The organism is Rhodococcus sp. NJ-530, assembly GCF_003860625.1.
GTDB classification, from domain to species: Bacteria; Actinomycetota; Actinomycetes; order Mycobacteriales; family Mycobacteriaceae; genus Rhodococcus_F; species Rhodococcus_F qingshengii.
The window spans coordinates 5,492,244-5,507,173 of sequence record NZ_CP034152.1; the positions used below are offsets into that span (position 1 = coordinate 5,492,244).

Annotated in this window: 13 protein-coding genes; 6 read left to right on the plus strand and 7 right to left on the minus strand. The window is 62.4% G+C overall.

Annotated elements, in window-relative coordinates:
• The first annotated feature begins 19 nt into the window (after nucleotides 1-19).
• Nucleotides 20-1,240 carry a CoA transferase gene (locus EHW12_RS25575; RefSeq protein WP_054188392.1) on the plus strand — a complete coding sequence of 407 codons (1,221 nt, stop codon included), beginning with the start codon at nucleotides 20-22 and terminating at the stop codon, nucleotides 1,238-1,240.
• Nucleotides 1,241-1,306: 66 nt separating this feature from the next.
• Here EHW12_RS25575 and EHW12_RS25580 read toward each other — a convergent pair whose 3' ends face one another.
• Nucleotides 1,307-2,464, minus strand: a complete 1,158-nt coding sequence (locus EHW12_RS25580; protein WP_003940617.1) for an acyl-CoA dehydrogenase family protein — start codon at nucleotides 2,462-2,464, stop codon at nucleotides 1,307-1,309.
• Nucleotides 2,465-2,659: 195 nt separating this feature from the next.
• Here EHW12_RS25580 and EHW12_RS25585 point away from each other — a divergent pair, with 195 nt between their 5' ends.
• The 5 genes from EHW12_RS25585 (at nucleotide 2,660) to EHW12_RS25605 (ending at nucleotide 8,863) form a co-directional block, all read left to right on the plus strand.
• Entirely contained in the window at nucleotides 2,660-4,123 is a 1,464-nt protein-coding gene (locus EHW12_RS25585; protein ID WP_174519483.1) for an MFS transporter, read from the plus strand.
• A 134-nt stretch (nucleotides 4,124-4,257) separates the two neighbouring features.
• Complete coding sequence (locus tag EHW12_RS25590) at nucleotides 4,258-5,388, plus strand: thiolase family protein (protein WP_003939840.1); 1,131 nt, start codon at nucleotides 4,258-4,260, stop codon at nucleotides 5,386-5,388.
• Between the two features lie 54 nt (nucleotides 5,389-5,442).
• Nucleotides 5,443-6,207 carry an SDR family NAD(P)-dependent oxidoreductase gene (locus EHW12_RS25595; protein ID WP_125052042.1) on the plus strand — a complete coding sequence of 255 codons (765 nt, stop codon included), beginning with the start codon at nucleotides 5,443-5,445 and terminating at the stop codon, nucleotides 6,205-6,207.
• 41 nt (nucleotides 6,208-6,248) lie between these two features.
• The gene (locus EHW12_RS25600; RefSeq protein WP_164490636.1) at nucleotides 6,249-7,904 is read left to right on the plus strand and encodes an AMP-binding protein; all 1,656 of its coding nucleotides are present in this window, start codon (nucleotides 6,249-6,251) and stop codon (nucleotides 7,902-7,904) included.
• Nucleotides 7,901-8,863: a nitronate monooxygenase family protein gene (locus tag EHW12_RS25605; RefSeq protein WP_125052046.1), complete on the plus strand. Its 963-nt coding sequence runs from the start codon at nucleotides 7,901-7,903 to the stop codon at nucleotides 8,861-8,863. Before EHW12_RS25600 ends, EHW12_RS25605 begins: the two co-directional genes overlap by 4 nt.
• Here the strand turns inward: EHW12_RS25605 and EHW12_RS25610 are convergent.
• From EHW12_RS25610 to EHW12_RS25635, 6 genes are read right to left on the minus strand one after another with little or no spacing between them, the layout of a single operon-like run.
• Complete coding sequence (locus EHW12_RS25610) at nucleotides 8,860-9,756, minus strand: LysR family transcriptional regulator (RefSeq protein ID WP_003939949.1); 897 nt, start codon at nucleotides 9,754-9,756, stop codon at nucleotides 8,860-8,862. The genes EHW12_RS25605 and EHW12_RS25610 overlap by 4 nt on opposite strands.
• A gap of 3 nt (nucleotides 9,757-9,759) precedes the next feature.
• Nucleotides 9,760-10,662, minus strand: a complete 903-nt coding sequence (locus EHW12_RS25615; RefSeq protein WP_007729501.1) for a LysR family transcriptional regulator — start codon at nucleotides 10,660-10,662, stop codon at nucleotides 9,760-9,762.
• Between the two features lie 30 nt (nucleotides 10,663-10,692).
• Nucleotides 10,693-11,505: an enoyl-CoA hydratase-related protein gene (locus EHW12_RS25620; protein ID WP_030537193.1), complete on the minus strand. Its 813-nt coding sequence runs from the start codon at nucleotides 11,503-11,505 to the stop codon at nucleotides 10,693-10,695.
• Nucleotides 11,502-12,263 carry a crotonase/enoyl-CoA hydratase family protein gene (locus tag EHW12_RS25625; protein WP_065351440.1) on the minus strand — a complete coding sequence of 254 codons (762 nt, stop codon included), beginning with the start codon at nucleotides 12,261-12,263 and terminating at the stop codon, nucleotides 11,502-11,504. The genes EHW12_RS25620 and EHW12_RS25625 overlap by 4 nt, the downstream gene beginning before the upstream one ends.
• A 37-nt stretch (nucleotides 12,264-12,300) precedes the next feature.
• Complete coding sequence (locus EHW12_RS25630; RefSeq protein WP_003940131.1) at nucleotides 12,301-13,347, minus strand: MBL fold metallo-hydrolase; 1,047 nt, start codon at nucleotides 13,345-13,347, stop codon at nucleotides 12,301-12,303.
• A complete protein-coding gene (locus EHW12_RS25635; RefSeq protein ID WP_125052048.1) occupies nucleotides 13,344-14,903 on the minus strand; it encodes a long-chain-fatty-acid--CoA ligase in 1,560 nt (519 codons plus the stop codon). The genes EHW12_RS25630 and EHW12_RS25635 overlap by 4 nt, the downstream gene beginning before the upstream one ends.
• Between the last annotated feature and the right edge of the window lie 27 nt (nucleotides 14,904-14,930).

A 14,930-nucleotide genomic window follows, 5' to 3' on the forward strand; every position in this document is an offset into this window, starting at 1 on the left:
CTATCACGGAGGACCACACATGACTCAGAGCCCAGGCCCGCTGTCCGGGCTTCGCATCGTCGAGGTCTCGAGCTTTGTCGCCGCGCCGCTGTGCGGACTGACGCTCTCCCAACTCGGCGCCGAGGTGATCCGGATCGACCCGATCGGAGGTGCCTCCGATTACAATCGCTGGCCCGTCACAGACAAGGGCGAGAGCATCTACTGGACCGGACTCAACAAAGGCAAACGGTCACTGTCAGTGGACATGCGCGCCGAACGCGGCCAAGAACTGATACGCCAACTGGTCACGGCGCCGGGACCTGGCGGCGGAATCCTGGTCACCAACGCCGGCGGCCGTAAGTGGATGAGCCACGACTCCCTGGCCCAGTTGCGTAGCGACGTCATCACCCTCGAGATCCTCGGACGCCGCGACGGCAGCCCCGGAGTCGACTACACGGTCAACGCCGCCTTGGGATTTCCACAGATCACCGGCCCCGCCGACTACGCCGGAGTTGTCAACCACGCACTGCCCGCCTGGGACGTCGCATGCGGGCTCTACGCCGCCCTGTCGATCACTGCCGCAGTGCGCCAACGTGACTCGACCGGACATGGATCTCGGATCACGCTCCCACTCGAAGACGTCGCATTGGCCACCGCGGGAACCCTCGGTTACCTCACCGAGGTACAAGTGAACGGTCGCAGTCGCGAGTCCGGCGGAAACGCCGTCTACGGCACGTACGGAATCGATTTCGTCTCCAGCGACAACGAACGGTTCATGATCGTTGCACTCACTACCCGCCATTTCCGCGACCTTGCGTCGGTCACCGGCACCACGGCGGCTGTCGACGCTGTCGAAGCTGCGCTCGGAGCCGACTTCTCCACCGAAGCGGATCGCTACCGTCATCGAGAGGTACTCACTGCTCTGTTCTCACATTGGTTCCGGGAACACAGCGGCGCCGAGATCGCTGCAGCGCTGGACACATCGTCGGTTCTGTTCGAGAGGTACCGCAGTTTCGAGGAAGTGGTGAAATCTGGCGAACTGGAGAACAACCCGATGTTCTCCGCACTCGATCAACCTCGAATCGGAAGCTACCTGGCTGCCGCCAATCCTGCCTCGTTCGACGGCGCACACCTGGGTACCGGACCCGCCTCCGAGGTCGGCGGCGATTCGATCGCGGTGCTCGCCGACATCCTCGGAACCAACGCCGATCACGCCTCGACGCTGATCGCGGACGGCGTGGTCGGGGTTCCGGCGAACTGACCTACCCGGAAGATGTTTTCGGCCTCGGAACACTTGTTCCGAGGCCGACAACATGTCGAGAGTGCGTCAGAGACCAAGATCCTTCGCGATGATGGTCTTCATGACTTCACTTGTGCCACCGTAGATTCGTGTGACACGCGTGTCTGCGTAAAGACGCGCGATGGGATACTCGGTGATGTAGCCGTACCCGCCGTGCAATTGGAGGCACTTGTCGATCACTCGACCTGCCGCCTCGGTGCAGAACAGTTTCGCCTTCGCTGCGTCGGGAATCGTCAGAGTGCCGCGGTCATGACATTCGAGTGCGTTGTCGGACACCAGCTGGATGGCATCAACCTCGGTAGCGCATTCGGCCAGAACGAATTTGGTGTTCTGGAAGGCCGCGACCGGCTTGCCGAACACCTTGCGGTCCTTGACGTAGTCGATGGCAAAGCGAAGCGCTGCACTGGCAGTGGCGGCCGCTCCGAACGCGATGGTCAACCGCTCCTGAGCCAGGTTGTGGGTCAGATAGCTGAAGCCGTCGCCCTCTTCTCCGAGTCGGTCCTCGACGGGCACCTTGACGTCGACAAACGAAAGCTCCGCAGTGTCGGAGGTCTTGAGCCCGATCTTGTTGATCTTGCGCCCCACCGAGTATCCGGGCGACGACGTATCGATCACCAGAATCGACAACCCCGTGCGCCGGTTCTCCGCTGTGCTGGGCGCGGTACGGCACACCACCAGGACGCGGTCGGCAAGTACTCCACCGGTGATGAACGTCTTGGAACCATTGACCACGTAGTGCGTACCGTCCTCCGACAGCTTGGCCGTGGTCGCGATGTTCGCCAGATCCGATCCTGTTCCCGGTTCGGTCATCGCAATCGCGAACATCAGATCTCCGGAAGCGAAGCCCGGCAACCAGCGGCTCTTCTGTTCTTCGTTCGCGTACTCGAGCAGGTAGGGCAGGATCAGGTTCGTATGCACCGACTGCGAGCCGAATGACGCCCCGGCGGCAGCAACTTCCTCGGCGACGACGACGTTGAACTTGAGCGACTTCTCGCCGCCTCCGCCGTATTCTTCCGGCACCTGAATTCCGAGTACGCCCAGCTCTCCGAGTCGTCGGTAGAAGTCACGGGGCGGGTGACCGTCCTCTTCCCACTTCTCGTGGACCGGGGTTACTTCCTTCGCGATGAAATCGCGAACGGTTGCCCGGAATGCCTCGTGATCCTCGTTGAACACGGTGCGCTGCATGTATGAACTCCAGTCGGTCAAGGGGACAGGGTGATCCTGATCTCACCTTGCCTCAATGTTCCGCATTCGATCCAACACTCATCGGCTATGCGTCCGATAGGGCGTACCAATATGGCCTGACCTGCGATACATAGGCAACCGCTATCGTTCCGATCATCGACGCGACATTGCTCAAAGTGATCCAGAACACGTTGAATGAGTCAGCCGGCAAACACACCACCATCGATCGCTTCGAGGCCGCGCTTCGAGCACGATCGCATCCGCCCACCAGTCTCGAAGGGACGCCACGTGACCCCCATCGCGCCACAGCGTAACGACGTCCAGCCCGAAGCAACAGCAACGCCAGATTCGTCAGCAGTTCCCGTCTTCGGTACCCGCAAGCGTGCGTGGACGATGACCGGGCTCGTCGTTTTCCTCTACATCGTCAACTACGCGGACAAGGCAGTCCTCGGAATCATCGCTCAGCCCCTCGCTCGTGAGCTCGGACTGAAGTCTTCGCAAATCGGCATGGTCGGCTCGCTCTTCTTCCTGATGTTCTGCATCGGTGGATTCCTCGCCGGACCGCTCAACAAGTACCTGACCCTGCGTTGGGCGCTGTTGATCCTGGCCGCAATCTGGTCCGTGGTCATGCTCCCCCTCGTTCTCGGCGCCAGCCTCGCGATGTTGATCGTCTCGCGCATGCTCCTCGGATTTGCCGAAGGCCCCAGTTCGGCGCTGATGCACACCGCGGCGTACTCGTGGCACCCGCCGGCCAAGCGCGGCCTTCCCGGCGCAATGCTCGCCGGATCCGCCTCTGTCGCAAAGATCGCCCTCGCGCCGGTACTGACCTTCATCGCCGTTCATTACGGCTGGCGCGCAGCAGTTCTCTCGCTCTCCGTTCTCGGTCTCGTGTGGATGGGTTGCTGGCTGGCCGGTTGGTCCGAGGGCCCGTACACGAGCAAGGCCGTCAAGGCGACCAAGACTGCAGATACAGAAGCAACCGAGGCAGCCGGGACAGCCACGAAGGCGGTCACCGAGCCCAACGTTCCGTGGCGCAAGATCCTGCTCTCCCGCACCTTCGTCAGCTGCTGCTTCCTCATCGCGACCATCTACGCGCTGACCACCGTCGTTCTCACCTGGTTGCCGTCGTACTTCGAGGTCGGCCTCGGATACAGTGCGATGCAAGCCGGTTCGATGTTCGCGCTGCCCTCGATCGTCGGTCTCGTCCTCATGATCACCTCCGGTTCCGTCACGGACAAGTTGATCGGCCGCGGCTTCACCTCTCGTACGGTTCGCGTCATCGTTCCCTGTGTCGGCGTTCTGATCTGCGGATCGATTCTCCTGTTCCTGCCACAGATCTCCACCCCCATCGTCGCTGTCGCCATGGTCTCGATCGGCTACGGGTTCTCGGCAATCACCTTCCCGCTCATCAACGCTGCGATCTCGGAGCTGTGCCCGCCGCAGCAGACTGCCGGAACGATGGGATTCTTCCTCGCCATCATGTCGATCGGTGGCCTGATTGCTCCTTACGCAACGGGAGTCATCGTGGACAACGCTGCAACCCCGGCCGACGGCTACGCCCAGTCCTTCCAGGCAATCGGCGTCATCGGAGTGATCGCCGCGGTTCTGGTCCTCGTCTTCGCCAATCCCGAGCGCGATCGCAAGCTCATCCGAGGCTGAGTACTCCACGTATAGCCATTCGCTAACAAAGCCATTCACCGAAAGACATTGCCGGGTCGACCCGCTCGTGATCGACTCGAGACACGCCCCGACCGCACAGTCGCAGAACCGGGCACGAACAGCAGGAGAGATACATGCGAGATGCCGTCATCGTCGACGCAGTACGTACACCGATCGGCCGTCGCGGCCGCGCCCTCTCGGAGATCCATCCGGCCGAGTTGTCCGCCCATGTACTGCGTGCGCTCGCTGAACGGACCGGACTCGACGCGGCGACGGTCGACGACGTGATCTGGGGTTGCGTCAGTCAGGTCGGCGAGCAGGCCGGAAGCATCGCCCGCACAGCGGCACTCGCTGCCGGCTGGCCCGACAGCGTTCCCGGCGTCACACTGACCCGGGCCTGCGGATCGAGCCAGCAGGCAGTTTCCTTTGCTGCGGCCACCGTCATCTCCGGTCAGAACGACGTGGTCGTAGCCGGAGGCGTCGAATCGATGTCACGAGTACCGATGGGTACCGCCAGCAAGAACGGTGAGCATTTTCCGGCTTCGGTACTCGAACGCTACGGGGTGGACGGTTTCAGCCAGGGGACCGGCGCCGAGATGATGGCCCGGAAATGGGCACTCACACGAACAGCTCTGGACGAATACTCCCTCCGCTCACACGAACTCGCGGCCCGTGCCACCGATGAAGGGGCATTCACCGGGCAGATCACTCCGATCGCGGGCTTGTCCCAGGACGAAGGCATTCGGCGAGGCGGAAGTGTGGAGTCGCTCGCGAAGTTGCCCCCGGCCTTCGACGCCGACGGTGCCATCCACGCCGGCAACTCTTCTCAGATCTCCGACGGGGCGGGCGCCACACTCGTCACGACCAGCGAGTACGCCCGGGCACGTGGGTGGAAGCCGCTCGTTCGTATTCACACCGCAGTGGTCGCAGCCGACGACCCGGTCATCATGCTCACCGGTCCGATTGCCGCCACCGCAAAGGCATTGGATCGCTCCGGATTGTCCATCGACGACATCGGCGCCTTCGAGATCAACGAGGCATTCGCCCCCGTCCCGCTTGCCTGGCAGGCTGAAACCGGCGCAGCCATCGATCGTGTGAATCCGCTCGGCGGCGCTATCGCGGTCGGCCACCCACTCGGCGGATCAGGTGCGATCTTGATGACTCGCCTGGCACATCACATGCGCGACAACGGAATTCGCTACGGTCTCCAGTCGATGTGCGAGGCCGGCGGCATGGCCAATGCGACCATTCTCGAATTGATCTGACCCGACAACGCTTTCGGGCCGACACGTCATCCAGCAGGAAAGAAGAATTGATCCATGAAACTCGAGGGACTTTCCACCGCGATCACCGGCGGCGCTTCAGGCCTCGGCCTGGCAACCGCTCGACGGCTGCTCGACGCCGGAGCGCAGGTCACGTTGATCGATCTGCCTTCGTCCGACGGTAAGCAGGTGGCGGCCGATCTCGGTGCTGCCGCACAATTCGCCCCGGCCGACGTCACCGACAGCGAACAATTCGCCGAAGCACTCGACGCGGCGCACGAGCGCAGCGGCCTCCGCGGCGTCGTCCACTGCGCGGGCGCCGGGCGTCGTATGCGCATTCTCGACAAGGACGGAAAAGCCGGATCGGTCGAAGATTTCGAGTTCGTCGTCAAGCTGAATCTTGTCGGTTCGTTCAACGCACTCCGTCTCGGCGCCGAGCGGATGGCGGAACTCGACGCCGTGGACGGTGAGCGAGGTGCCATCGTCATGACGGCGTCGGTCGCAGCATTCGAAGGTCAGATCGGTCAGATAAACTACACAGCGTCCAAAGCCGGCATCGTCGGTATGACGGTCACCGCTGCCCGCGATCTCGCCAGCCGCGGAATTCGCGTCAACACCATTGCTCCCGGCATCATGGACACTCCCCTCCTGGCGCGCCTACGCGAAGACGTGCGCACGGCCCTCGAAGCCTCTGTTCCCAATCCCTCACGACTGGGTCGTCCGGACGAGTTCGGCCAGCTCGCCGTCTCGATGCTCGAGAACGGCTACCTCAACGGCGAGACCATCAGACTCGACGGCGCTATCCGAATGGCTCCCCGGTGACGGGCACCAGCGTGATCGCCAATCCACAACTGCGGCACAACATGCAATACCCGGATACCACCATGGCGTACTGGGCGCCCAGCATGGCGGCGCTCTACGGTGACCGCCTCGCCGTCGTGGACGGCGAGCGTACGTGCACCTTCCGCGAACTCGGCCAGCGCAGTGCGCAATTCGCCGGCGCATTGCGGCAAGCCGGGGTGGGCGTCGGCGACGTGGTGTTGATGCACCTCGGGAACTGCGTCGAGTTCCTCCAGGCTTACTACGGATGCCTACAGGCCGGGGCGACAGTCACATTGGTCAACCCACTGCAGCCAGAGCTCGGCCTGCGCAAGCAGATCGAAGAGACGTCCGCCGTTGCTGCAGTGACTCAGAGTTCGCAGCTGCACGTACTGCTCGCGGCCGCTTCAGGAAGCTCCGTGCGTACGATCGTGATGGTCCAGGACACCGAGGGCGCGCTCGACACACCGGAGTCGGTCGTCGCATTCGACTCCTTCATCGCCGATCTACCCACCGAATTCACCCCTGCCTCGGTTCGTAGCGACGACATCGCACACATCGCGTTCACCGGCGGAACCACCGGAGTCTCCAAAGGTGTTCGTGTTCTTCACCGCAACGTCGTCGGCAACATCACGCAGATGTGTGGGTGGAGAACCGGTCACGAGTTGGAAGCAGGTCCTGACGGTCTCGTCACGCCTCGACGCATCGACGGCCTCGACGTGCTCGGTCCGACGCCCGGGACCGGGGCGACCATCGTGGTCTCCCCTCTCTTCCACGCACATTCGTTGCTCAACACGTCGTTCCTGTTGATTTCCGGTCTCACCCAGGTGTTCGCCGGTCGGTTCGAACCCGGCCGGATGCTCGAGCTGATCGAAAAGCACGAGGCCACCTATCTCACCGGGTCTCCCGCCATGTGGCACGCACTGTCGGTTCATCCCGACGCTACGGTGCGCAACACCGACAGCGTGTGCGTCGTCTCTTCGGGTGCCGCCCCGATCGACAGTGTCACGCTCGCCGCACTCCGCCGGGCATTTCCCAAAGCGCTCGTCGTCGAAGGGTACGGGCTGACCGAGGCCACCTGTGTGGTCACGGCCGCTCCGCTGATCAACGGCTCGGAATATCGGCAGAGCAGCGTCGGCCTCCCGATCTTCGACACCGAAATCCAGATTCGCGATCAGCTCGACCGGAAGACCGTTCTGGGCGAGAACGAACGCGGCGAACTCTGGGTGCGTGGACCTCAGGTCACCGACGGCTATCTCGGACACCCGGAAACCACCGCAGAACAGTTCGTCGACGGCTGGTTGGACACGGGAGACATCGCGTACCTGGACTCGGACGGATACCTCTTCATCTGTGACCGGGCCAAGGACATGCTCATCTACAAGGGATACAACGTCTATCCGCGGGAACTCGAAGAGATTCTGGTCTCGCACCCGGCGATCTCGACTGCCGCGGTCGTCGGCCGCGAAGTGGGGAGCAACGGCCAGGAACCCGTAGCCTTCGTCGTGATGATTCCGGGCGCCGAGTTCGACGCCGAGCAGATCAAGGCGTTCGTCGCCGAGCAGGTGCTGCCGTACAAGAAGATTCGCGAAGTCGTCGAGGTAGAACTCCTTCCGACATCGGCTGCCGGTAAGGTCCTCAAGACCGACCTCCGCTCGAGACTTCTCGAATCCGTCGATCAGAAAGGCGGTTCCAGGTGACGACCTTCGCAGACCTGACGTCGCAACTGCGTGTCCCGGTTCTCGCTTCACCGATGTTCATCATCTCGACTCCTGACCTCGTCATCGCGCAGTGCACCTCTGGCATCATCGGATCCTTCCCGGCACTGAATGCTCGTCCGCAGTCGGCACTTCGGGATTGGCTCAAACTGATCACCGTGGCTCGTGAGGAACATGATCGTGAGCACCCGGAGAATCCGTCGGCGCCATTTGCCGTCAACCTCATCGTCCACCGGTCCAACAACCGCCTGGAAGAGGATCTGGCGACCATCGCCGAGTTCGAGGTTCCGATCGTCATCACGTCCCTCGGCGCTCGCACCGACATCAACGACGCAGTCCACGCATACGGCGGAATCGTTCTCCATGACGTCATCGACAATCGCTTTGCACGCAAGGCGATCGAGAAGGGTGCCGACGGACTGATCGCGGTAGCTGCCGGGGCCGGTGGTCATGCCGGTAGGCAGTCGCCGTTTGCCCTGATTCGGGAGATTCGTGAGTGGTTCGCCGGTCCACTGCTGTTGTCAGGTGCCATCGCTCATGGTGATTCGATTCTCGCTGCGCTCGCGGCCGGGGCCGATTTGGCATACGTCGGATCAGCTTTCATCGCAACCGAAGAGGCTAACGCGGATCCTGCGTACAAGGAGATGATCGTGGGTTCAGGGGCCTCCGACATCGTCTATTCCAACCTGTTCACCGGAGTACACGGAAACTACCTGCGGGGCAGCATCGTTGCCGCCGGCTTGGACCCCGACAACCTGGCCGAATCCGATCCATCCGCAATGAGTTTCGCGACCAACGACACCGATACCAAGGCCTGGCGTGACGTCTGGGGCGCCGGACAGGGCATCGGAGCGATCGATGCAGTCCTTCCGACGCATGCAGTAGTAGAGCGTCTCGCCGCCGAGTACTCTGCCGCGCGAGAACGTATCTGCCGACTCTAGTGCTGTGACCGGCGTTCGTCGGACAGGTACTCGTGGATCAGGTTCACGAATACCTGTCCCACCGGCGACAACGTCGAGGGGTCGAAGGCGAGACCGTACGCACGCAGGAATCTCGGCTCGCAGGCCCGTTCCACCACCTGACCAGGCATCGATTTCGCCACCGAGCGCTCGACCAACGAGCCGCCGAGTCCGGCGATGACCATCGGGAGCCGCGACTCCCGTTGCTCGGTCACCACCGCGAGTTCCGTTCTGGTACCGGCCTTTCGGATCGAATCTTCGATCGCGTCACCCATCGCTGCCCCGCGAGGAACGAATACCATGGGAATGTCCGGCATTTCCGAAAGGCGTACCGGCCCCTCGGGTAGTTCCGTTCCCGCCGGGTAGACCAGGCGGTATTCCTGCTCCCCCAATTCGACGATTTCGAGCCCTTCGCCCGCCTCGAGCGGCAGATGAGCCACCGCGAATTCGCAGTGGCCGTCCCGGATGAGACTTTCCAGATTGTCCTCACGCTCGAGTTCCGAGAATCTGACTCGCGCTTGCGGATACCGTCGACAGAACTCCGCAATCAGATCGACGATCGTCCCCGAGGTCAGTGCAGGGAAAGCCATGATGTCGAGGCGACCGACGATGGCGCCATCGGATGCCGTCAACTGTTCAGCCGCCGCAGCTACGTCTCGCAAAACCTGTCGACTCGGGCCGACCAGACTGCGACCGGCAGCACTGAGCACCATGCCGCGCCCGATGCGGTGGAACAGCCTCACTCCCAGTTCACGTTCGAGCCCGCGCAACGCTTGTGACACGGTCGGCTGAGCAACGCCGAGAGCCGCTGCGGCGCCGTTGATCCCCTTGTTCTCGACCACTGCGAGGAAGTACTCCATCTGCCGGAACTCCACAGTTCACTCCTCTTCCGTGGACGGAACGGCGGAGGTGGCCATTTCCGCAGCCGTCGCGATGAATGCAGCGGCCGCCGGGGATTGCTCGCCCGAGCGATAGACGATACCGACGTCGCGTGTCAGCGGCGGATCGAAGGAGAAGGCGCAGACGTCTGTCATCTGCTGTTGTGCAACCCTTCTCGGCACTACAGTGGCGCCGATTCCTCGACGCACGAGTTCCCACGTGGTCACAGGGTGGACACAGTCCACGACTACGTTCTCGGCGCCTTCGCTGAGCAAGCCCCGGAACTGATTCGATTGATCACCGAGATCGACCACAAGCGGCAAACTGTGCAAGAGCGCTCGCGGAACCGGATCCGCCAACGGCGTTGCAAGTCGGCCGGACAACGACGCATGGGTGGCGAGCACCAACTCCTGAGTGGCAATCGGAGCCGTGACCAAACCTTCGTACCCGATACTCAGATCGGTGACGCCGACCTCGGCCGACCCTCGCCGCAACGCATTGTCGACCCCGGCCGGGCCGTACGTGTCGAGAACACGCACGACGATCTTCGGGAAGTTGGCCCGGAATCGCCGGACCAACTCGACCATCGGATCGATCGAGAACGCCGAGTACGAGACGACGTCGACACGACCGAACTCGAGTTCGCGAACGGCGGTCACTTTCGCCTTCGCGCGCTCGACGTCGGCAAGGATTCTCCTGGCCGCGAGATCGAACGTGCGGCCCGCGTCGGTAAGAACCAACCGCCTGCCCGTCCGGTCGAACAGCGTGGCGCCGAGTCGACGCTCGAGCGTACGAATTGCCTGTGACAGCGAGGGCTGCGAAATGTAGAGAGCCTGAGCGGCCTTCGTTATCCCACCGTGGTCGACAACAGCGACGAAGTAGGTGACGAAGTGCAGATCCACTCATCCATCATACGACCAGCGATCCGTCGCTCACTCCACCCGAGTTGCCCCTGGTACGGCCCACTCTCCGGTGAAGATCGGCTCCCGCTTTTCCACGAAGGCACGAACCGCGTCGGTGGCATCCGTCGCAAAATTGACCGCTTGCGCCCTCGCCTCGTTGTCCAAGGCCTCCCGCAACGAGAGGGAGGTGTGACGTTCGAGCATGGCGGCAGACTGACTCAGTGCGGCCGGCGGGCCGGCGGCGAGCCGCTGCGCCAGTGTTGACGTGTGTTCGTCCAGCTCGGCCGGTTCGACCAGATAAGTCACCAACCCGAGCTCGTAGGCTTCCTGTGCGTCGATCGTCTCGGCAAGCATCACCAGTCGCTTGGCTTGTTGGAGGCCGACCAGTCTCGGCAGGATCCACGAACCACCGAAGTCGACAGACAACCCCCGTTTGGCAAAGATCTGGCTGAACTTCGCACCCTTGGCCGCCACGACGAAGTCGCAGAGCAACGCCATGTTCCATCCGGCTCCGACGGCAAACCCGTCGACCTTCGCCACCAGAGGTTTGGGAAACTCACTCAGTGCGATTGCCGTTGCGTTGATGACACGCATGCGATCGAGCGGGTGCGACGAGCCACGCTTGTCCAGATCGGAGCCCGCGCAGAAGGTCCCATCCGCGCCGGTCAGGATCACCGAGCGAATCTGCGCGTCCTCTTGAAGTTCGAGGACTGCTTCACGTAGAGCGATCCAGGCGTCGAGATCGAGAGCGTTGCGGCGGTGCGGCCGACAGAGAACAATCGTCGCGACAGCACCGTCTCGTTCGATGCTTACGGCCGCACGCTCGATCGTCTCGGCACTCATGAACCACTCCACACGGGAGAGCGCTTCTCGGCAAATGCCGTGGCGCCCTCCTTGGCATCACGAGAGGTGAAGACCGGATCGATGAATTCGCGTTGCGCGACAAAGGCATCCGGATCGGTGTACTTGGCGGACATTGCCAGTACCTGCTTGGTCGCGCGAACAGCCAGTGGACCGTTAGCCGCTACTCGGGCCGCAAGCTCGCGTGCGACGGTCAGCGCGTGTCCCGGTTCGGCGAGCCGATTGACCAAGCCGTGATGATGCGCCACGGTGGCACTGAGCGGATCCCCCGTGATCGCGATTTCCATGGCCAACTGATACGGAAGAATTTTCGGCAGACGTAGGAGTCCGCCGGCGGCCGCGGCAAGTCCCCGCTTCACTTCGGGCAGGCCGAATTTCGCGTCCGTGGACGCCACGATCAAGTCGGCCGCCAAGGCCAGTTCGCAACCGCCGGCGAGTGCCCAACCTTCGACGGCTGCGATCAGCGGCTTCGACGGCGGTGCCTCGGTCAGACCGGCAAAACCACGACCCGGTAGCGATGGCCGCTCTCCGCGCGCAAATCCCTTCAGATCCATACCGGCGCAGAAGGTTCCACCAGATCCGGTCAGAATGCCGATGGTGAGATCGGCCCGTTCCTCGAACTCGTCGATGGCCGCAGCCAAGGCTTCGGCAAGTTCGAGATTGACCGCGTTCTTGGCCTCGGGACGATTGAGGGTGATGACGGCAACGCCGTCGGCGAAGTCGGTGAGCACGACGCTCATGTTCGGTTCCTACTTCCGTGATGAGATTCTTGAAAGGTCACTGCGCGCGAATGCTCCAGCGCACGGGTGTGCCGCCGGACGGTGTCACGATCTCCCGCTTGGCCAAAACAACAAGATGAGCATGGGTTTCGCGGACTGCCAAGCGAAGTAGTCGCGGCGACATCTGTTCGAACGGGCGAGACCAGGAGATCGTGCGTGAGAGTTCCCAGGCCGTGGATTCAGGCTCATCCTGCACCGCAGCCACGATCTCCGCCAATCGCTCCTCGTGGTGCCCCATCAATTGACGTGCACGATCGGCGATCCCACGGAATCGATATTCATGTGCCGGAAGCACTTCGCACTCGCCCAGTGTTGTCGTCGCCTCGAGCGAGAGAAGATAACGATGAAGCGGGTTCTCGAGTTCACCGGGAATCGTGGAGATGTTCGGGCTGATCCTCGGCAGCATGTGATCGCCGCTGAACAACAAGCCTCTGTCCTCTTCCACGAAGCAGAGATGTCCGGGAGTGTGCCCCGGTGTCCACTGGGCCCGGAGATTCCACCCGGGAAGATCGAGTGAATCACCATCTCCCAGAACAATGTCGATGGTTTCATGCTCGGCGAACCGCACCAGGTCGACCCGAGACGCGTCGAGCACTTCGGCCGGTGCGCCGAGTTCGGACAATTGCAGGTTCCAGCCACTGATGTCGTCGCGGGTCTGTTCGGGCCCGTGGTACCCGAGGAGCGTCGCGTCGGCCACGTGCATCGCAAGCGTTGCGCCGCTGACCTGCCGAAGACGCGGCGCCAGACCGAAGTGATCCGGATGCAGGTGCGTGATTGCCGCATAGCGCACTTCGGAAACGTGGTATCCGATCGATGCTATGCCGTCGACGAGAGCCTGCCAGGACTGTTCGTGATCCCAACCGACGTCGATGAGGGCAAGTCCGTCGTCGAGCGCGAGTGCGTAGACGAGTACGTAGCGCAAAGGGTTGTCCGGCATGGGAACAGGGATCGACCACAATCCGTCCCGCACCTGTTCCACTGGTGGAAGAACTTTGTTCGCCCACGCCTCACGCTGTGCGACACCGACATCTTCGGTCACGATCATGATGCTTCTCCGCTCGCGTTCAGCATGGTCCGCAGGCTCGACTTGAGCAGTTTCCCGCTCGCGTTGCGAGGTAAGGAGTCCACGAAATGGATCTGGCGAGGTTTCTTGTACGACGCCAACTTCGCTGTGCTGAACGCGATCAACTCGTCGACGCTCGGCACGTCGGCACCGTCGACCAGTTTGACCACTGCGGTGACGGATTCACCCCAGCGCTTGTCCGGAACCCCGACCACCGCGACCTCGGCAACCGAGGGGTGTTCGGCCAGAATGGATTCCACCTCGATCGGATAGACGTTCTCACCGCCGGTGATGATCATGTCCTTGAGGCGATCGGTGACGAACAGATACCCCTCGTCGTCCAGATGGCCGGCGTCGCCTGTTCGGAGAAAGCCGTCCTTAGTGAACAATTCTGCGGTCTCTCGGTCACGTCGCCAGTACCCGCGAGTGTTGTTTCTGCTGCGTGCAACGATCTCACCGGATTTGTTGGGCGGCAATACCTCACCAGTTGTGACGTCTCGAATGGAGATCTCGACGCCGATCATCGGTTTTCCCGCAGATCGGAGCAACTCCGAACGCGGACCGCTCACATGATGGTCGAAGGCACGAAGGACGGATACCGAACCCGTTGTCTCGGTCATCCCGTATCGCTGGACGAATTTGCAGTTCAAGACAGTCATCGCATGAGCGAGGAGTGCCGGAGTGATCGGCGACGCCCCATAGGCGACCACCTCCAGGCTGGTCAGATCGAAACTGTCGAGAGTCGGCAGATCTACCAGCGTCTGAATGACTGCAGGCACCAGAAATGCGTGGGTGACGCGGTGGGTCGCGATGGCATCAGCGACCCGAGCAGGCGCCATGTCTCCGAGCAGCACCAAAGGCACTCCGGCCGACAAGCATGTACTCATCCAGCCGGCACCGGCGATGTGAAAGAGGGGAAGTGCATCGAGTGCGACTGCATTCGAACCGAATTCGTAGACATCGAACCCCTCGGGCTCGTTGTACAGATTCCGGTGCGTGGCCACGACGCCCTTGGGCCGGCCGGTTGTCCCGGACGTGTACAGCTGCAGAACTGCTGCGTCCGGATCGTGCCCGTGTCCGGGGTCGACACCGGTCCCTGATGCCACGAACTCCGCCCAGGTTCGCGAATCCGGCAGGCCCCCTGCAGCTCCCACGGTTATGACCTCGATGTCCGGCAACGCTGCGGACATCGCCGCCGCCCCCGCGGCGAACTCGTCATCGACGATCAAGACGTCGAGCTCCGCGTCCTCGGCGATGTCGACGAGTTCGAGTGGGTTGAGCCGCCAGTTCAACGGTATGAACACAGCGCCTGCCTTCGCACATGCGATGAAGGTTTCCGCACCTTCGAGCCCCATACGCAGTAGCGCACCGACACGAGCACCCGTTGTGGTCACTTCTGCCAGCGCACTCGCCAAGGTGCTGGTCTCGCCATCCAGCTCAGCCCAAGTCAACGTTCGGTCGCCGCACGTGATTGCCGGATCGGACGGCCGTGTCGACGCCGAGTGGCGTATCCGGTTGGGTAGGTGAAGCTCGCTCACATCACGCTCCTGTGTTCCAGGTACTCA